This is a genomic window from Streptomyces sp. SAS_272, assembly GCF_052543235.1.
Map to the genome: position 1 here is coordinate 23,636 of NZ_JBMNDR010000005.1, position 17,756 is coordinate 41,391.

Annotated in this window: 14 protein-coding genes and 2 pseudogenes; 8 read left to right on the top strand and 8 right to left on the bottom strand. The window is 69.3% G+C overall.

Going from position 1 to position 17,756, the window contains the following annotated elements; genetic code table 11:
• Window positions 1–38 precede the first annotated feature (38 nt).
• Window positions 39–629, top strand: coding sequence for a TetR/AcrR family transcriptional regulator (locus ACN6LD_RS05535; RefSeq protein ID WP_334450182.1), 591 nt, complete (start codon window positions 39–41; stop codon window positions 627–629).
• Window positions 630–758: 129 nt separating this feature from the next.
• Here the strand turns inward: ACN6LD_RS05535 and ACN6LD_RS05540 are convergent.
• Window positions 759–1,816, bottom strand: a pseudogene (locus tag ACN6LD_RS05540) (PucR family transcriptional regulator).
• 95 nt (window positions 1,817–1,911) lie between these two features.
• Between ACN6LD_RS05540 and ACN6LD_RS05545 the strand changes: the two are divergent.
• Window positions 1,912–2,646, top strand: a pseudogene (locus ACN6LD_RS05545) (ISAzo13 family transposase); the annotation flags it as partial.
• A gap of 257 nt (window positions 2,647–2,903) precedes the next feature.
• Here the strand turns inward: ACN6LD_RS05545 and ACN6LD_RS05550 are convergent.
• The 7 genes from ACN6LD_RS05550 to ACN6LD_RS05580 all read right to left on the bottom strand — a co-directional run bounded on the left by ACN6LD_RS05550 (window position 2,904) and on the right by ACN6LD_RS05580 (window position 11,943).
• Complete coding sequence (locus tag ACN6LD_RS05550) at window positions 2,904–5,456, bottom strand: sensor histidine kinase (protein ID WP_334450186.1); 2,553 nt, start codon at window positions 5,454–5,456, stop codon at window positions 2,904–2,906.
• Between the two features lie 6 nt (window positions 5,457–5,462).
• Entirely contained in the window at window positions 5,463–6,149 is a 687-nt protein-coding gene (locus tag ACN6LD_RS05555) for a response regulator (protein WP_334451866.1), read from the bottom strand.
• Window positions 6,150–6,309: 160 nt separating this feature from the next.
• Window positions 6,310–6,924, bottom strand: coding sequence for a potassium-transporting ATPase subunit KdpC (kdpC, locus tag ACN6LD_RS05560; RefSeq protein ID WP_334450188.1), 615 nt, complete (start codon window positions 6,922–6,924; stop codon window positions 6,310–6,312).
• 5 nt (window positions 6,925–6,929) lie between these two features.
• The gene (kdpB, locus tag ACN6LD_RS05565; RefSeq protein WP_445042631.1) at window positions 6,930–9,071 is read right to left on the bottom strand and encodes a potassium-transporting ATPase subunit KdpB; all 2,142 of its coding nucleotides are present in this window, start codon (window positions 9,069–9,071) and stop codon (window positions 6,930–6,932) included.
• Entirely contained in the window at window positions 9,068–10,732 is a 1,665-nt protein-coding gene (kdpA, locus tag ACN6LD_RS05570; RefSeq protein WP_445034301.1) for a potassium-transporting ATPase subunit KdpA, read from the bottom strand. Before kdpA ends, kdpB begins: the two co-directional genes overlap by 4 nt.
• A gap of 8 nt (window positions 10,733–10,740) precedes the next feature.
• The gene (kdpF, locus tag ACN6LD_RS05575) at window positions 10,741–10,830 is read right to left on the bottom strand and encodes a K(+)-transporting ATPase subunit F (RefSeq protein WP_334450194.1); all 90 of its coding nucleotides are present in this window, start codon (window positions 10,828–10,830) and stop codon (window positions 10,741–10,743) included.
• Window positions 10,831–11,046: 216 nt separating this feature from the next.
• Window positions 11,047–11,943, bottom strand: coding sequence for an alpha/beta fold hydrolase (locus ACN6LD_RS05580; RefSeq protein ID WP_445034302.1), 897 nt, complete (start codon window positions 11,941–11,943; stop codon window positions 11,047–11,049).
• Between the two features lie 192 nt (window positions 11,944–12,135).
• Between ACN6LD_RS05580 and ACN6LD_RS05585 the strand changes: the two genes are divergently transcribed.
• The 6 genes from ACN6LD_RS05585 to ACN6LD_RS05610 all read left to right on the top strand — a co-directional run bounded on the left by ACN6LD_RS05585 (window position 12,136) and on the right by ACN6LD_RS05610 (window position 17,715).
• The gene (locus tag ACN6LD_RS05585) at window positions 12,136–13,515 is read left to right on the top strand and encodes a TrkH family potassium uptake protein (RefSeq protein ID WP_445042632.1); all 1,380 of its coding nucleotides are present in this window, start codon (window positions 12,136–12,138) and stop codon (window positions 13,513–13,515) included.
• Window positions 13,508–14,230, top strand: a complete 723-nt coding sequence (locus ACN6LD_RS05590; protein WP_334450200.1) for a potassium channel family protein — start codon at window positions 13,508–13,510, stop codon at window positions 14,228–14,230. The genes ACN6LD_RS05585 and ACN6LD_RS05590 overlap by 8 nt, the downstream gene beginning before the upstream one ends.
• A 164-nt stretch (window positions 14,231–14,394) precedes the next feature.
• The gene (locus tag ACN6LD_RS05595) at window positions 14,395–15,639 is read left to right on the top strand and encodes a cation:proton antiporter (RefSeq protein ID WP_334450202.1); all 1,245 of its coding nucleotides are present in this window, start codon (window positions 14,395–14,397) and stop codon (window positions 15,637–15,639) included.
• Window positions 15,623–16,081, top strand: a complete 459-nt coding sequence (locus ACN6LD_RS05600; protein ID WP_334450204.1) for a CBS domain-containing protein — start codon at window positions 15,623–15,625, stop codon at window positions 16,079–16,081. Before ACN6LD_RS05595 ends, ACN6LD_RS05600 begins: the two co-directional genes overlap by 17 nt.
• Window positions 16,078–17,376 (top strand): ArsB/NhaD family transporter, encoded by a 1,299-nt coding sequence (locus tag ACN6LD_RS05605; RefSeq protein WP_334450206.1) that lies wholly within the window; start codon window positions 16,078–16,080, stop codon window positions 17,374–17,376. The genes ACN6LD_RS05600 and ACN6LD_RS05605 overlap by 4 nt, the downstream gene beginning before the upstream one ends.
• Before the next feature lie 57 nt (window positions 17,377–17,433).
• Window positions 17,434–17,715, top strand: a complete 282-nt coding sequence (locus ACN6LD_RS05610) for a hypothetical protein (protein ID WP_334450208.1) — start codon at window positions 17,434–17,436, stop codon at window positions 17,713–17,715.
• Window positions 17,716–17,756 lie beyond the last annotated feature (41 nt).

Below are 17,756 nucleotides of genomic sequence, written 5' to 3' on the forward strand. Positions count from 1 at the left end.
TCTTGGAACCCTCATTTCAAGATGCCGAGGACTGAGACATGCCGGACGTCAAACACTTCGATCCCGACACGGCCCTGGACGTCGTGATGCGGCTGTTCTGGCGCCAGGGCGTGGAGGCGACCGGGATCCAGGACGTCGTGACGGCCACCGGACTGAACCGCTCCAGCCTCTACGCCACCTTCGGCGGCAAGCAGCAGCTGTACCGTGCCGCACTGCGCCGGTACATCGAGCAACGCTCCCATCCGGCGTTCGGCCGCCTGGCCGGAGACGACCGCGGCCTGCCCGCCGTTCACGACTTCTTCGCCGCGCTGATCGAGGCCCGCTGCTCAGGCGCGTACGCCCAATGGGGCTGCATGGTCTCCAACGCTCATGCCGGCGGCGAGAACAGTGACCCCGACATCCGGGCCGTCCTCGACCGGCACCACGGGGAGCTACGGGAGGCGCTGCGCACGGCACTCGTCGCCGCCGAGGCCAAGGCTCAGCTCAAACCCGGCACCGACCCCGGGGCCGCGGCCGACCTGCTGGCCTTGCTCGCCTACGGAGTCAATCTACGTTCCCGTGCGGGCGCCGATGCCGGGGAGCTGACGAGGACGGTGACCGGGGCCCTCGACGCGCTGGGGGCCGCGTAGCCGGGCCGTGCGGCATGCCGTGTCAGCGGGGTCGGAGCGCGAGGTGAGTGGACGCCGGCCATCGAGGGCGGGGGGACGGCTGTGGACGTCGTACGCGTTGTCGGCGGCCGGCCGTGGCGGCGGGCGGTGTCAGACGTCTTTGGCCGGCCAGTCCAGAAGCCGGGCTCCGATCACGGCCGTCTGGAGCATGTAGCGGTGGGTCGGGTCGGCGGGGTTGGCACCGGTGAGTTTGTGGATGCGTTCCAGGCGGTAGGTCAGGGCGCGCACGCTGAGGGTGAGGCGGCGGGCGGCCTCGGCGGCCACGCAGCCGGAGTCGAAATACGCGGTGAGGGTGTCCAATAAGGGCTGGGCGCCGTCGCGGGCGGTGGTGAGCGGTCCCAGGGTGTCGGCGACGAGGTCGGCCATGGCTTGGCGGTCGCGGGTGAGGACGGGGTAGACCAGCAGGTCGGCGGCGCGCAGGACGGGGTCGTCGAGGTCGAAGCGCTCGGCGAGTTCGAGGGCGTTGAGCGCTTCCTCGTAGGACTGGACTACGCCGCCGGGACCGGGCTGGGGGCGGCCGATGGCGACCCGGCCGCCGTCGGTGGCGGCGTGCGCCTGCTTGGCGAAGTAGGCGAGTACCTCGTCCTGGTGGCCGGGGCGACGCACAGCAGGCGGCCGTCCTTGGTGGTGAGCAGGATGCTGCGGTCGCCGAAGCGGGAGATGAGTGCCCGTTCCACCTGCTGGGGCACCCGGTCGCCCTCGTCGTAGGTGGCGGGGCCCTGCGCGACGGCGACGGCGTGGGCGTGGGACAGGCGCAGGCCGAAGCGTTCGGCGCGTTCGGCGAGGCGGCCGAGGTCGCTGCGGCCGTAGAGGAGGTGGTCGATGAACTCGCGGCGGGCGGCCTCTTCTTGGCGTACGACCAGGAGCTGGGCGCGTTCGTAGCCTTCGGCGAAGGCGTCGATGACCTGCTGCACGGCGGCGAGCGCGTCGTCGGCGGAGCCGGGTGAACCTGGCCAAGCCGTGCGGGCGCAAGCCAGATGCGCGCTGACGAGGGCGCGCAGCCCGTGGCCGGCCTCGGCGGCCTGCTCGCCCAGGACGCGGCGGGAGGCGATCTCGTCCCGGGTGAGGCGTCGCCCGGTGGCCGACACCTCGGTCAGGATCTCGGCGTAACCGTCCAGAAACTGCTCGGGAAGTTCCCGCTCGGTCACGTCGTCCCCCTGATTCCTGACGCGCTGGTGACGGTTTCTTAGGGCTTGCCGGGAAACAAGTCCTGGCTTCCAGCTGCGGGGCTCGTTGCTCTGGTATGGGGAGACCGGAGGGGATCGAGGCCGTCCTGGCTGCGAAGTTCCAGGTGTTGTTGCCGCATCTGGACGAGCGGCAGCGTCGGCTGGCCATAGGGGCGGAAGCACTGGCGCTGGGGCATGGTGGGATCAGGCTCGTCGCTGCCGCGGCCGGGGTCCGGGAGGGCACGGTCTCGCGCGGAGCGGCTGAACTGGACTTTGGTCAGGCTGTGTTGGGGCGGGTCAGTCATCCTGGCGGGGGCCGGAAGAAGGCTGTGGACCTCGATCCGGGGCTGCGGCCGGCGCTACTTGCGCTGGTCGAGCCCGACGAGCGGGGTGATCCGATGTCGCCGCTGCGGTGGACGACGAAGTCGACGCGGAAGCTGGCAGCGGAGCTGACCCGGCAGGGCCATCGCGTCTCCGCCGACACGGTCGCGGGCCTGCTGCGGGAGGAAGGCTTCAGTCTGCAGGCCAACGCCAAGACCATCGAGGGTGCTCAGCACCCGGACCGGGACCCCCAGTTCCGCTACCTCAATGAGCAGGCACGAGACCACCGGGACGCCGGTGACCCGGTGATCAGCGTGGACAGCAAGAAGCAGGAGCTGATCGGCCACTACAAGAACGCCGGGCACCAATGGCGGCCCGCAGGGCACCCCGTGAGGGTCAAGACGCACGACTTCCCCGGCCAGGCAGAGAAGGCGATTCCGTACCGCGTTGGTCGGGTGCGAGCCCGCGGCGGTTGGTCCTCCGTGATGTGTACGGAGCCCAGATCGAGGTGGATCCAGACGTGCTCGTGGCCGATCCTGCGCTCTGGCGGCTAGTGGACGCGGGCGTCCGTGGTTCTCTGGAGCGAGGGAGCCTCCGACGCGGAGCGTCCGCGCTGCGGGAGATCTCCCGACGGATCGACGAGGAAACCGTCAGAGCCGTCTTCAGGGTCTCGGGCCTCTCCACGGATGGCGGTCAGCCCTGAGGCGAGCGGGCCGGTCGAACAGTCCATCCGCTCCACGGCCCGCCGCTATCTCGAAGCAGTGGCCGGGACATCGGGGTCTGCGGTCTGCAGGCCGGGAGCCGCTTTCAGGGTGAGCACCATGGTGAGGCCGCCGCCTGGGGTGTCCTCGGCGTCGAGGGTGGCGCCCATCGCCTCGGCGAAGCCGCGCGCGACGGCGAGGCCGAGGCCCACTCCCGCGCCGCGCGGGGCGTCGCCGTAGCGCTGGAAGGGGGCGAAGATGCGGTCCTTGGCCTCGTCGGGGACGCCTGGGCCACGGTCGACCACGCGGACCTCCACCCGGTCGGCGATGGCGCTGGCCGACACCAGCACCGGCTTGCCGTCGGGGCTGTATTTGACCGCGTTCTCCACGACGTTGGCGACCGATCGCTCCAGCAGCCCCGGATCCGCGGCGACCATCGGCAGGGTTTCGGGGATGTCCAGCTCCACGCTCTCCTCGGGGTCGGGTATGCCGCCCAGTGCCATCGGCACCACCTCGTCCAGGTCGGTCTCCCGGATCAGCGGGGTGAGGGTGCCGGTCTGGATCCGGGACATGTCGAGGAGGTTGTTCACGAGGTGGTCGAGGCGGTCGGCACCCTCCTCGATGCCTGCCAGGAGTTCGGCCTGGTCCTCCTCGGACCAGGCCACGTCGTCCGAGCGGAGTGAGGAGACCGCGGCCTTGATCCCGGCCAGCGGGGTGCGCAGGTCGTGGCTGACGGCCGCCAGCAGCGCGGTGCGGATGCGGTTGCCCTCGGCGAGTTCCTTGGCCTGGTCGGCCTGGTACTGCAGCCGCTGGCGGTCCAGGACCACGGCGGCCTGGGCGGCGAAGGCCGCGAGCACCCGCTGGTCCTCGGCCGGCAGGACGCGGCCGGTCAGGGCGAGTGCGAGGTGGTCGCCGACGGGCATGTCGACGTCGGCGTCCTCGGGGCGCCGCAGGGGCCGGGTGCCCCCGACACTGGCGGTGATCGTCCAGGGGGTGACCTCGCTCTCGCGTTCCATGAGGGCGACCGTGTCCATGCTGAAGGTCTCGCGGACCCGTTCCAGCAGTGCTTCCAGGCTGGTCTCGCCGCGCAGCACGCTGCCCGCGAGGAAGGAGAGGATCTCCGACTCGGCGCGCAGCCGGGCGGCCTGGTGCGTGCGCCGGGCCGCCAGGTCAACGACCGAGGCCACGGACACCGCCACGGCGAAGAACACGGCGATGGCGACGATGTTCTCCGGGTCGGCGATGGTCCAGGTGTGCACCGGGGGAGTGAAGTACCAGTTGAGCAGCACCGAGCCGACGGCGGCCGAGGCCAGCGCGGGCAGGAGGCCGCCGAGCAGGGCCGCTCCCACGGTCAGGGCCAGGAAGATCAGTACGTTGTTCGTGAGGTCCGGGCCCGTGTCGATGTGGGTGAGCGCGTAGGTGAGCAGGAGTGGGCCGAGCACGCCGACCAGCCAGCCCCCGATGATGCGCGAGCGGCCCAGACGGCTGCCTCGTGCGATCGGCAGCCCGCGCCCCTTGGCGACCTCGTCGTGGGTGACGATGTGGACGTCCAGGTCGGGGCCCGACTCGCGGGCCACGATGGCGCTCACACCGGGACCGAAAACGTACTGCCAGGTGCGGCGGCGGCTTGCGCCGAGGACTATCTGGGTGGCATTCACCCCGCGCGCGAAGTCCAGGAGCGCGGCGGGGACGTCATCGCCGACGACGTGGTGGAAGGTGCCGCCGAGGTCCTCGGCCAGCGTGCGCTGCACGGCCAGTTCCTTGGGCGAGGCCGACGTCAGACCGTCGCTGCGGGCGATGTAGACGGCCAGCACCTCGCCGCCGGCACCCTTCTCCGCGAGGCGGGCGGCCCGGCGGATCAGGGTCCGTCCCTCGGGACCGCCGGTCAGGCCGACCACGATCCGCTCGCGGGCCTGCCAGGTGGAGCGGATGTTGTGCTCCCCGCGGTACTGCTGCAGGTACGCGTCAACCCGGTCGGCCACCCACAGCAGGGCCAGCTCCCGCAAGGCGGTCAGGTTGCCGGGGCGGAAGTAGTTCGACAGCGCCGCGTCGATCTTGTCGGGCTTGTAGACGTTGCCGTGCGCCATGCGGCGGCGCAGCGCCTCGGGGGACATGTCGACCAACTCGATCTGGTCCGCCCGCCGTACCACCTCGTCGGGGACGGTCTCCTGCTGCCGTACACCGGTGATCGACTCGACGACGTCGCCCAGGGACTCCAGGTGCTGGATGTTGACGGTCGAGACGACGTCGATCCCGGCGGCCAGCAGCTCCTCGACGTCCTGCCACCGCTTGGCGTTGCGGGACCCGGGGATGTTCGTATGGGCGAGCTCGTCCACCAGGGCGACGTCCGGACGGCGGGTGAGGACCGCGTCGACGTCCATCTCGGTGAACGTGGTGTCGCGGTAGCCGATCTCGCGGCGCGGCACCTGCTCCAGTCCGTGCAGCATTACCTCGGTGCGCGGCCGGTCGTGGTGTTCCACGAAGGCGACCACGCAGTCGGTGCCCCGCTCGATGCGGCGGTGCGCCTCCGACATCATCGCGTACGTCTTGCCGACACCCGGCGCCGCGCCGAGATAGATCCGAAGCTTGCCGCGTGCCATGGTCTCTCACTCCTCGAAGCGGTAGCCCATGCCGGGCTCTGTGATGAGGTGGCGCGGATGGGAGGGGTCCGCTTCCAGTTTGTGCCGCAGCTGGGCCATGTAGACGCGAAGGTAGTGGGTCTTGCTGCGGCCGGCAGGACCCCACACTTCCTGGAGCAGCTGCTGCTGGGTGATCAGCCGCCCCGGGTTGCGCAGCAGTACTTCCAGGATGTGCCACTCGGTCGGGGTCAGGCGCACCTGCCCGCCACCACGCGTGGCCTTCTTCGCCGACAGGTCGACCGTGAACTCCTCGGTATGCACGACCAGCGGCCTGCCGTCGGCCAAGGGCGCGGGTTCAAGGTGGCGCAGGGCCACCCGCAGCCGGGCCAGGAGTTCCTCCATGCTGAAGGGTTTCGTGATGTAGTCGTCGGCGCCGGTGTCGAGCGCCTCGATCTTCTCGCCCTCGGCATGGCGGGCGGAGACCACCAGAATCGGTACCCGGCTCCAGCCGCGCAGCCCCCGGACCACGTCGAGGCCGTCGATGTCCGGCAGGCCGAGGTCCAGCAGGACCACGTCGGGCGGCCGGGCGGCGGCCAGCCGCAGGGCGGTCGCCCCGTCGGGCGCGGCGTCCACCTCGTACCTGCGGGCCCTGAGGTTGATCACGAGGGCTCTGAGGAGCTGGGGATCGTCGTCCACGACCAGCACCCGTGTCATCGCCGTGCCGCCTTCCATGGAGGTGCGGGAGGTGAGCCGGGCAACGGGCACCACCTTCGCCGGGTCTGTTCTGTGGGGGATGGTGGGGCAGAGACGGGAGTCGGCGGCCGGAGGATGCTCCTCGTGCCGCTGGCTCCCGCCTGCTGCGGTGGCAACGCGGTCAGCTCTTCTCGGCCAGTGTCCTGAGCGCGATGTTGAGTTCGAGGACGTTGACGCGCGGCTGGTCGAGGAAGCCGAGCGTGCGTCCCCGGGTGTGGTCGTCGACCAGTTTCCGCACCTGGGCGACGGGCAGCCCGTTCGCCTGCGCGACCCGCTTGACCTGGATGTCCGCGTACTGCGGGGAGATGTCGGGGTCGATGGCGGAGGCGGAGCCGGTGACCGCGTCCTTGGGCACCTCGGACTCGGGTACGCCGTTGAAGGCGGCGACCTGCTTCTTCGCGGCCTCGACGTTCTTGACGAGGGTCGGGTCACTGGCGCCGAGCTGGCTGGAGCCGGTGGCCAGCGGGTCGTAGCCGCTGTTGGACGGACGGCCCTGGAACCACTTCGGGTCGGGCTTGTCGGTGCCCTTGAAGTTCCAGCTCTGGCCGATCAGCGTCGAGCCGACCTCCTTGTCGTCGACCTTGACGATGGAGCCGCCTGCCTGGTCGTGGAAGGCGAGTTGGCCGATGCCGGTGACGGCGAGCGGGTAGATGACGCCGGTCACGACGGTGAGGACGAGGAGCATGCGCAGGGCGGCCCACAGCATCCGTGCGGTGTTCGTAACGGAGTTGTTCATGTCCTTCACCCGATCCCGGGGATCAGCGAGATGAGCAGGTCGATGAGCTTGATGCCGATGAACGGTGCGATCAGCCCGCCCAGGCCGTAGATGCCGAGGTTGCGGCGGAGCATCCTGTCCGCGCTCATCGGCCGGTACTGCACACCGCGCAGGGCAAGCGGGACCAGCGCGATGATGATCAGCGCGTTGAAGACGACGGCGGACAGGATCGCCGACTCGGGGCTGGCCAGACCCATGATGTTGAGCTTGTCCAGTGACGGGTAGGCGACGGCGAACATGGCCGGAATGATCGCGAAGTACTTCGCGACGTCGTTGGCGATGGAGAACGTGGTCAACGCGCCCCGGGTGATGAGGAGTTGCTTGCCGATCTCCACGATCTCGATGAGCTTGGTCGGGTTGGAGTCGAGGTCGACCATGTTGCCGGCCTCCTTGGCGGCCGACGTGCCGGTGTTCATCGCGACGCCGACGTCCGCCTGGGCGAGAGCCGGGGCGTCGTTGGTGCCGTCGCCGGTCATCGCGACGAGCTTGCCACCCGCCTGCTCCCGCTTGATGAGGGCCATCTTGTCCTCGGGGGTGGCCTCGGCGAGGAAGTCGTCGACGCCCGCCTCCTCGGCGATCGCCTTCGCCGTCAGAGGGTTGTCGCCCGTGATCATGATGGTCTTGATGCCCATGCGCCGCAGTTCGTCGAACCGCTCCCGCATGCCCTCCTTGACGACGTCCTTGAGGTGAATCACCCCCAGGACGCGTGCGCCCCGGTCGTCCTCGACGGCCACGAGCAGCGGGGTGCCGCCGGCCTCGGAGATCCGGTCGGCCAGGATGCCGGCGTCCTCGGCGACCTCGCCGCCCTGCTCGCGCACCCAGGCGGCGACCGAACCGGCCGCGCCCTTGCGGACCTTGCGCCCGTCGACGTCGACGCCCGACATGCGGGTCTGGGCGGTGAAGGCGATCCACTCGGCGTGCGCCAACTCGCCCTGGTGGCGTTCGCGCAGCCCGTACTTCTCCTTCGCCAGGACGACGATGGAGCGGCCTTCGGGCGTCTCGTCGGCCAGCGACGACAGCTGCGCGGCGTCGGCCACCTCGGCCTCGGTCGTCCCGCGCACGGCCACGAACTCGGACGCCTGCCGGTTGCCGAGGGTGATGGTGCCGGTCTTGTCCAGCAGCAGGGTGGAGACGTCACCAGCCGCTTCGACTGCCCTGCCGGACATGGCGAGGACGTTGCGCTGCACGAGGCGGTCCATGCCCGCGATGCCGATCGCGGACAGCAACGCGCCGATGGTGGTCGGGATCAGGCAGACCAGCAGCGCCGTGAGCACGATCATGGAGGTCTGCTTGTCCGCGCCCGCGTAGATCGCGAACGGTTTCAGCGTGACGACCGCCAGCAGAAAGACGATGGTGAGGGACGCGAGCAGGATGTTCAGCGCGATCTCGTTCGGCGTCTTCTGCCGGGCCGCTCCCTCGACGAGGTTGATCATACGGTCGATGAAGGTCTCACCGGGCTTTGTCGTGATCTTGATGACGATGCGGTCGGACAGCACCTTCGTGCCGCCGGTGACGGCCGAGCGGTCGCCGCCGGACTCACGGATGACGGGTGCCGACTCACCGGTGATCGCGGACTCGTCGACCGACGCGACACCCTCGACGACGTCACCGTCGCCGGGGATGATGTCGCCGGCCTCGCAGACGACCAGGTCGCCGATCCTCAGCTCCGTACCCGGCACCTGCTCCTCGGACGTGCCGTCCTTCAGCAGCCGTCGGGCGACCGTGTCGGTCTTGGCCTTGCGCAGGGTGTCGGCCTGCGCCTTGCCGCGGCCCTCGGCGACCGCCTCCGCCAGGTTGGCGAAGACGACGGTCAGCCACAGCCAGGCGGCGATGACCCAGCCGAACCAGTCACCGGGGTCCTTGACGGTCAGCACGGTGGTGACCACGGAGCCGACGAGCACAACGAACATCACGGGCGACTTGACCATCACCTGCGGATCGAGCTTGCGGAAGGCGTCAGGCAGCGACGTGAGCAGCTGCTTCGGGTCGAACAAGCCCGCACCGACACGGCCATGGTCCGTGTGACCGGTCGGTACGTCGCTGTGTGGTGCCCGGCTGGGTGTAACCGTGGGCATCGGGTCCTCTTGCTTCTCGATACGAGTGGTCATGTCGCCAGTCCCTCGGCCAGCGGGCCCAGCGCGAGTGCCGGGAAGAACGTCAGACCGGTGATGATCAGGATCGCGCCTACCAGCAGGCCGGTGAACAGCGGCTTTTCGGTGCGCAGGGTGCCTGCGGTGGCGGGAACGGGCTTCTGCTCGGCGAGCGAGCCCGCCAGCGCCAGCACGAACACCATGGGCAGGAAGCGGCCCAGCATCATGCACAGCCCCAGCGTCGTGTTGAAGAAGTCCGTGTTCGCCCCGAAGCCGGCGAAGGCGGAGCCGTTGTTGTTGGACGCCGAGGTGTAGGCGTACAGGACCTCGGAGAAGCCGTGCGCCCCGATGTTGGTCATGGCGTCCTTGCCGTCCGGCAGGGCCATCGCCACCGCGGTGCCGATCAGCACCAGCGCCGGGGTGACGAGGATGTAGCAGGCGGCCAGCTTGATCTCGCGGGTGCCGATCTTCTTGCCCAGGTACTCGGGCGTGCGGCCGACCATGAGTCCGGCGATGAAGACGGCGATGACCGCCATGACGAGCATGCCGTAGAGGCCGGAGCCGACACCGCCGGGCGCGATCTCGCCCAGCATCATGCCGAGCAGCAGCACGCCGCCGGACAGACCGCTGTAGGAGTCGTGGAAGGAGTTGACCGAGCCGGTCGAGGTCATCGTCGTCGACACCGCGAACAGCGACGACGGTCCTTCGCCGAACCGTTGTTCCTTGCCCTCCATCGCCCCGCCCGCCAACTGGGAGGCGGTGCCGGGGTGGGCGTACTCGATCCACGTCACGGCGACCACGCCGGCGAACCAGATGATGCCCATGGCCGCGACGACGGCGTAGCCCTGCCTGACGTTGCCGACCATCCTGCCGAAGGTGCGCGGCAGCGAGAATGGGATCACCAGCAGCAGGAAGATCTCCAGCAGGTTGGTGAAGCCGTTGGGGTTCTCGAACGGGTGGGAGCTGTTGGCGTTGAAGAAGCCGCCACCGTTGGTGCCCAGGTCCTTGATGGCCTCCTGGGAGGCCACGGCGCCGGGGCTGATGGCCTGCTTGTCACCGGTGAGCGTGGTGATGGTGTGGATGTCGCCGAAGTTCTGGATGGCGCCAGCGGCGATCAGCAGTACGGCCGCGACGACGGAGACCGGGATCAGGATGCGGACGGTGCCGCGCACCAGGTCCGCCCAGAAGTTGCCCAGGTCACCCGTGCGGGACCGGGCGAACCCGCGCACCAGCGCGACAGCGACGGCGATGCCGACTGCGGCGGAGACGAAGTTCTGCACGGCGAGCCCGGCGGTCTGGGTGACGTGGCTCATCGCCACTTCGCCCGAGTACGACTGCCAGTTGGTGTTGGACACGAAGGAAGCGGCGGTGTTGAACGCCTGGTCGGGGCTGATCGGCTTGAAGCCGAGCGACAGCGGCAGCTTGTCCTGCAGCCGCTGCAGCACGTACAGGAACAGCACGCTCACCGCGGAGAAGGCGAGCACCCCGCGCAGGTAGCCGGGCCAGCGCATCTCGACGTCCGGGTCGGCGCCGACCGAGCGGTAGATCCACCGCTCGACCCGTAGGTGCTTTGTGGAGGAATAGACGGCGGCCATGTAGTCGCCGAGGGGACGGTGGACCAGAGCGAGCGCGCCGATCAGCGCGGTCACCAGGAGCACGTCAGCAAGTACCGGGCTCATGGGCGTGCTCAGAACCTCTCCGGGAAGATCAGGGCGAGGACGAGATAGCCCAGCAGGGTGACGGCCACGACCAGTCCGACGACGTTCTCGGCGGTCACAGCTTCGCCACCCCCTTGGCGATGAAAGCCACCAGCGCGAACACCGCGACGGTGGTGAGGACGAAGGCCACGTCGGCCATCGCAGTCTCCTGAATGAGGTTCGGACAAGAACGGACCTCTAGAGGAAACCCCCTTCTCAGGGGGGAGGCGACGGTCGTTAACGCTCCTCATACGGCCGTGGGCTCGGCCTTGACGGATCTCTGACGCGGAGAGGCTTCAAGGCCCGAGGAAGCCGCGGATCCGAGTGGCGATGGCGGGCCAGTCGTCGCCGAACCAGACGAAGTGACTGTCCGCGTGGCTCTCCAGCAGCTCCGCTCTCCGGAGAGCGGCGGCCAGGGCCTGGGCATGGGCGAACGGCACGGCGCCGTCGTAGCGGCTGGCGATCACCAGGCCGGGCTGCTCGACTTCGGCCGACAGACGCCTGAGGCCGGGGCCGGCCTTGAGATCTCGGAGGTCGTTGAGGAACCCGTGCCCCGAGCGCATCCGCGTGAACAAGGCGATCGCCGTCTCCCGGTGCTCGGGCCGCAAGCCCGCCACGACCTTCCCGACCGAAAGGACCGTGAGATCACGCAACAGCATCCGAAGCGCAGCATCCGGCGCGTGCCGTACGAGCGCGTGCACCAGCGCCCACGTCGCCGGTTCGGTGCGGGGAGCGAAGACGACGTGAGCGCCGAGGTACGTACGGCGGTCGGGCCAGGGCACCGGTCCCACCGCGCTCTGCAGGATCAGCCGCTCCACCAGGGCAGGGTGCCGTGCGGCCATCGCGACGGCCGTGGGACCCCCGCCCGAGACGCCGACCACCGCCGCGACCCGGGTGACGCCGAGACGTGCGCAGAGCGCGGCGATGGCGTCGGCGAAACCTTCTGCCGAACCGCCGGTCTTGACCGGGGTACGGCCGTATCCGGGCCGTGACGGCACCAGCAGGGAGTAGCCCGCCTGCGTGAACGGCTCTTCACCCAGGGCCAGCCCGGCCCGCATGTGCCCGCCATGGAAGATTACGACGGTCTCCGGCCCGCGACGATCGAGGCGGAATTCCAGCGGCCCGTGGCCCGTCTCGACCACCTTCGTGGGGAGCTCGCTCTCGGCGGCTCCGCGAGCTGGAGGGAGCCTCACGACAACTCCCCGGTGCGGCGGAGTTCCCTGACGGTGGGGCGGTTCACTCCGAAATCGTGCCATGAAGCCGCCTGTCCTGGCTGTCCCGGGGCTGGTGGAGTTTGTGCAGGTAAGGTGTGCGGCCGGGATCTTGACGAGCCTTTGACACAGAGCTGCGCGGAAGCTGGGCGTCAGGGGATGGAGGTGACAGCGGTGAGAACACGGGGGGCGCGGATGCGGTCACAGCCGTCGCTGCTGACCGCACACCCTGCTCGCTCGGTCGTCGTGGCCTTCGCCCTCGTGGTCCTGGTCGGCGCGGTGCTGCTGGCCCTGCCGATCGCCACCGAGGAACGCGCCGGCGCCGGCTTCGTGACCGCGCTGTTCACCTCCACGTCGGCGGTGTGCGTCACCGGACTGGCTGTCGTGGACACGGGAACGTACTGGAGCGGATTCGGCGAGGGCGTGATCCTCGCGCTGATCCAGGTCGGCGGCTTCGGGATCATGACGATGGCCTCGCTGCTGGCGCTGCTGGTCTCCGGGCGGCTGCGCCTGCGCATGCAGCTGACCGCGCAGGCGGAGACCAAGAGTCTGGGCATCGGCGACGTACGACGAGTGCTGCTCGGTGTCGCCGGCACCACGCTGATCGTCGAACTGGCAACCGGCACGGTCCTCGCGCTGCGCTTCCGCTACGGGTACGGAGAGAGCGTCGGCAGCGCGGTGTACCTGGGCTACTTCCACGCCGTGTCGGCGTTCAACAACGCCGGCTTCGGCCTGCACGCCGACAGCATCACCCGCTACGCCCAGGACGCCTGGGTCACCCTCCCGATCGCCGGCGCCGTGATCCTGGGCGGCATCGGCTTCCCCGTCGTGCTGGAACTGCTGCGCCACCGGCACCGACGGCGCACCACCGGACGGCGCAACTGGACCCTGCACACCAGGCTGACGCTGATCACCAGCGCCGTCCTGCTGGCCGCCGGAACCGTGCTGACCTGTCTGCTGGAGTGGACCAACGCCGACACCCTCGGCCCCCTCACGACGGCGGACAAGGTCCTCAACGGCTTCTTCTACTCGGTCATGTCCCGTACCGCCGGCTTCAACGCGATCGATATCGGCGCCCTGCACGCTTCCACGCTGCTGATGACCTGCGTGCTGATGTTCATCGGCGGCGGCAGCGCCGGAACCGCGGGCGGCATCAAGGTCACCACGTTCGCCGTGCTGGCCGCAGCGATACTCGCCGAGGTCCGCGGCGAGCCCACCTCCTCGATGCTGGGCCGCCGCCTGGCCCCGCACGTGCTGCGCCAGGCTCTGACCGTGGCGTTGCTGGGCATCGGTCTGGTCATTAGTTCCACGCTCGCCCTGCTCACGCTCACCGAGGAGAGCCTGGAGGCGGTGCTGTTCGAGGTGGTCTCCGCCTTCGGCACGGTGGGCCTGTCCACCGGTATCACCGCCGACGTCCCGACGGCCGGACAGTTGCTGCTGGTCGGCCTGATGTTCGTCGGCCGCCTGGGACCCATCACCCTGGTCTCGGCGCTCGCCCTGCGCGAGCGCACCCGCCGCTACGAACTGCCCGAGGAGCGACCCGTCATTGGTTAACCACCTCACCTTCCTGCGCCGACGGCGCCGCAAGCGCCGCACCGAGACGCCTGCCCAGGGCGGCGGTGACCAGCGTGTCGCGGTCATCGGTCTCGGCCGCTTCGGCTACTCCCTGGCCGGCGAGCTGATGCGGCGCGGGTGGGACGTGCTCGGCCTCGACACCGACAGCCGTCTGGTCCAGAAGTACAGCGACGGCCTCACCCACGCCGCCGTCGCCGACTGCACCGACCCCGAGACACTCCACCAGCTCGGCGTCCACGAGTTCACCAGCGCCGTCGTCGCCATCGGCAGCGACATAGAGGCCAGCATCCTGGTCAGCTCAAACCTGCTCGAGGCCGGGGTGCCCAACATCTGGGCCAAGGCCGTCAGCCGTCAGCACGGCCAGATCCTCGAACGCCTCGGCGTCCACCACGTGGTCCTGCCCGAGCACGAGATGGGCGAGCGCGTCGCCCACCTGGTCACCGGCCGCATGCTGGACTTCATCGAGTTCGACGACGACTACGCCCTGGTGAAGACCGTCGCGCCGGACCTCGCCACCGGCGTCCCGCTCGGCCAGAGCCAGGTCCGCAGCAGATACGGCGTCACGGTCGTCGGCATCAAGCGCCCCGGGGAGGACTTCACTTACGCCACCGCCGAGACGGTCGTCCAGAAGGGCGACGTCATCGTCGTCACCGGCAAGACCCACGCCGTGGAGACCTTCGCCGAGCTCGGCTGAAGACCGAACAATGTTGCCGGGTTCCGGCAACGCCCGTGCCTCCGTGGTGCCCGTCAGCGAGCTGTCAAAGACGTATCAAGGGCAGGTAAGGTTCACCGTGGTGTGCCGGGAAGCCTGGTCGGCGAGTAGGGGACAAGTCTCTCTTCCGATCGGGGGTGGCCGTCATGGTGCTCGTGGTGGTGTTCGGTGCCGCGCTGTTGGTGGCGGTGCTGTTGTCGGGCCTGGCGGCGCGGACGGTACTTTCCACGTCCTTCCTTTTCCTGGTCGGCGGCGCGCTGGTCAGCGACGGATTCCTCGGGCTGATTCACATCACGCCGGACAGCGAGATCGTGTCCGTCACAGCAGACCTCGCCTTGTTCGCGGTGCTCTTCACCGACGGCATGCACGTGTCCCTGCCCAAGCTGCGCGCCGGCTGGAGGAACCCCGCACGCGCCCTGGGCCTGGGCATGCCGCTCGCGTTCGTCTTCATGGCCCTGGTCACCCACTACTTGGTGGGCCTGGACTGGACGACGTCGTTCCTGGTCGGAGCCGTGCTGGCGCCGACCGACCCGGTGTTCGCGTCGGCGATCGTCGGACGCAAGGAAGTCCCGGCCAAGCTGCGGCAGCTGCTGAACGTGGAGAGCGGCATCAACGACGGGCTCGCGCTCCCCGTGGTCCTGATGCTCATCGCGGCCGCCGGCCCCACCGCGGACAGCGCGGAAGCCTCCGGCTCCACCATCGCGTTGGAACTGCTGCTCGGCCTGGTCTTCGGCGTCGTGCTTCCCCTGCTGGTCAACGGTCTCGTACGCTTCCGGCTGCTGGGCGCTGAGCCGAAGCTTCAGCCGCTGCTGCCGCTGGCCACCGGGATCATCCTGTACGCGACCTGCCACCTCACCCACGCCAACCCCTACCTCGCCGCCTTCTCGGCCGGCGCGGCCCTGGCGCGCGTCTCTCCGGAGGCCAAGACGTCCTTCGAACCACTCGGCGAGGCGCTGGCGGAGCTGGCGAAGTTCGCGGCACTCCTGGTGTTCGGCGCGCTGCTGACCCCGCAGCTGTTCGGCGACCTCTCCTTCGGCGGGTACGTGGCAGTGGTTCTGGCGATCGTGCTGATCCGCCCGGCCTCGCTGCTCATCTCGCTGCTCGGCACGAGCGTCATTTCGCGCAAGGAGAAGCTGGTGGCGGCCTGGTTCGGGCCGAAGGGCTTCGCCTCGGTGGTCTACGGCCTGCTCGTGCTGCAGTCCGGCATCCCGCAGGCCGAGGAGGCGTTCACCCTCATCGCGGTGTGCATCGCCTTCTCGATCATCGCCCACAGCTCCACGGACGTCCCGATCGCGCGCGCGTTCGACGTCGACGACATCGTCGGCATCCCGGACAAGGACCAGCCCGCCACCACCACGCCCGAGGAGGGCCGTCTTGACGCTCGCGCGTGACCTGGCCCGCCCGTATCCGACGGTGCGGGTCGACGACGACGCCCAGGACGCGGCCCGGCTGCTGATACGCGAGCGGCTGCCCGCTCTGCTGGTGCTCGACCAGGTGGATTGTCCGTACGCGATCATCCCCACCGCCCAGCTCCTCAGCGCCCTGGTGCCTGAATCCGACCCCCTGGATCCACTGCTGTCTCTGATCGCCGATCGTTTGGACGACGGCGCCCAGGAAACGCTCTCCGGGCGGTCGGTGGCCGACTGGCTGCCCCGGCGTCGTACCACGCCCGGCCTGGTGGGCTCGGAGGACTCGCCGTCTGAGGTCGCCGCCCTCATGACACGCAAGGACTGCCCCGTCGTCGCGGTGATCGAGCATGGCGGCGGCGCAGTCACGTTACTTGGGGCGATCACCGCGAACGTCTTGTTGGAGCACTTCATCGGAGGACCGTGAACGACTGGCAGAGCTGGGCGGCGGTCGTCGTCTTCGTCTGCGCGTACGCGCTGATCATCAGTGAGAAGATCCACCGCGTCGCCGTCGCCCTCGGCGGCGCCGGCCTGATGCTCGCGATCCGGGCGACCGACGACAAGTCGGCGTTCTACTCCGAGCACAGCGGCGTCGACTGGAACGTCATCTTCCTGCTCATGGGCATGATGATGATCGTCGGCGTGCTGAAGAAGACGGGCATGTTTGAGTACCTGGCGATCTGGTCGGTGAAGAAGGCCAGGGCCAAGCCCTTCCGCGTGATGGCCATGCTGGTCGTGATCACGGCCGTGGCCTCGGCCCTTCTGGACAACGTCACCACGGTGCTGCTGATCGCGCCGGTGACACTGCTCGTCTGCGAGCGCCTCGCCCTGCCGGCCGTCCCGTTCCTGATCGCCGAGGTCATGGCGTCGAACATCGGCGGCACGGCGACCCTCGTCGGTGATCCGCCCAACATCATCATCGCCAGCCGGGCCGGGCTGACCTTCAACGACTTCCTGGTCCATCTGGCGCCGATCGTGGTCGTCCTGGTGATCGCACTGCTTCTGCTGTGCCGGGTGATGTTCCGCAAGTCCTTCGTCTACGACGGGGATCGCGCCGCCGAGATCATGGCGCTGGAGGAGCGCGAGGCCATCAAGGATCGGACGCTGCTCGTTCAGGGCCTCGTGGTCCTGGCCCTCGTGGTCGTGGGCTTCGTTCTGCACCCGGTGCTGCACTACGAGCCCAGCGTCGTCGCTCTGCTCGGCGCAGGACTGCTCATCGCCATCTCCACGGCGGAGACCCGGGAGGTGCTCCAAGAGGTTGAGTGGCCCACCCTGGCTTTCTTCGCCGGGCTCTTCATCATGATCGGCGGGCTGATCGAGACCGGTGTGATCGGTGAGATCTCCAAGGCCCTGGCCGACGTGATCGGCGACAACGAACTCGGCGGCTCCATGACCATGCTGAGCGCCTCCGCGGTCCTGTCCGGCATCGTCGACAATATCCCCTACGTCGCCACGATGGCCCCCATCACCAGCGACCTCGTCCAGAACATGGGCGGTGGCAGCGACCACGTCATGTGGTGGGCCCTCGCGCTCGGCGCCGACCTGGGCGGCAACGCCACCGCCATCGGCGCCAGCGCCAACGTGGTCGTCCTCGGCATCGCCGAACGCAACCGCCAGCCCATCTCCTTCTGGCAGTTCACCAAGTACGGCCTGGTCGTCACCGGCGTGACCGTGTCCCTCGCCCTCGGCTACGTCTGGCTGCGCTACTTCGCACTCGGCTGACGCCGCTCGAAGCGGGCCAATCCCCTGTCCATCACGCCGGATCGGAGAGCAACGGGCGTGGACGCCTCTCTCATGGCGCCGTTGGCCGTCATGGCCATGCTGGTGATCAGAACCGGACTGGTGGAGATCCGCCGTCCGGGCAGCTTGCGTCGGCAGTGGTCGTTCCTGACCAGACGGCGGGCTGTCGCGGCTGGAGTCGCAGCGGCCGTGCTCGTCTCTGTCGTCGGCTGGCAGGCCGCAGGCTTTGGCGCTGTGGCCTGGGCGGTGCTCACCGGGGCGCTCGTCGCTCAGATCGCCGACCTGGCGTCCCAGACGGACGGCACGGACCGGAATCCGTGACGTCCCGTGCCGCCTGGTAGGGCAGGTCCGCCTTCGACGGG

Bases quoted from the DNA above. Each gene is read 5' to 3' on its own strand.
- ACN6LD_RS05535 (WP_334450182.1), top strand. From the start codon at position 39: ATGCCGGACGTCAAACACTTCGATCCCGACACGGCCCTGGACGTCGTG.
- ACN6LD_RS05550 (WP_334450186.1), bottom strand. From the start codon at position 5,456: ATGGCACGCGGCAAGCTTCGGATCTATCTCGGCGCGGCGCCGGGTGTC.
- ACN6LD_RS05555 (WP_334451866.1), bottom strand. From the start codon at position 6,149: ATGACACGGGTGCTGGTCGTGGACGACGATCCCCAGCTCCTCAGAGCC.
- kdpC (WP_334450188.1), bottom strand. From the start codon at position 6,924: ATGAACAACTCCGTTACGAACACCGCACGGATGCTGTGGGCCGCCCTG.
- kdpB (WP_445042631.1), bottom strand. From the start codon at position 9,071: ATGACCACTCGTATCGAGAAGCAAGAGGACCCGATGCCCACGGTTACA.
- kdpA (WP_445034301.1), bottom strand. From the start codon at position 10,732: ATGAGCCCGGTACTTGCTGACGTGCTCCTGGTGACCGCGCTGATCGGC.
- ACN6LD_RS05595 (WP_334450202.1), top strand. From the start codon at position 14,395: ATGGTGCTCGTGGTGGTGTTCGGTGCCGCGCTGTTGGTGGCGGTGCTG.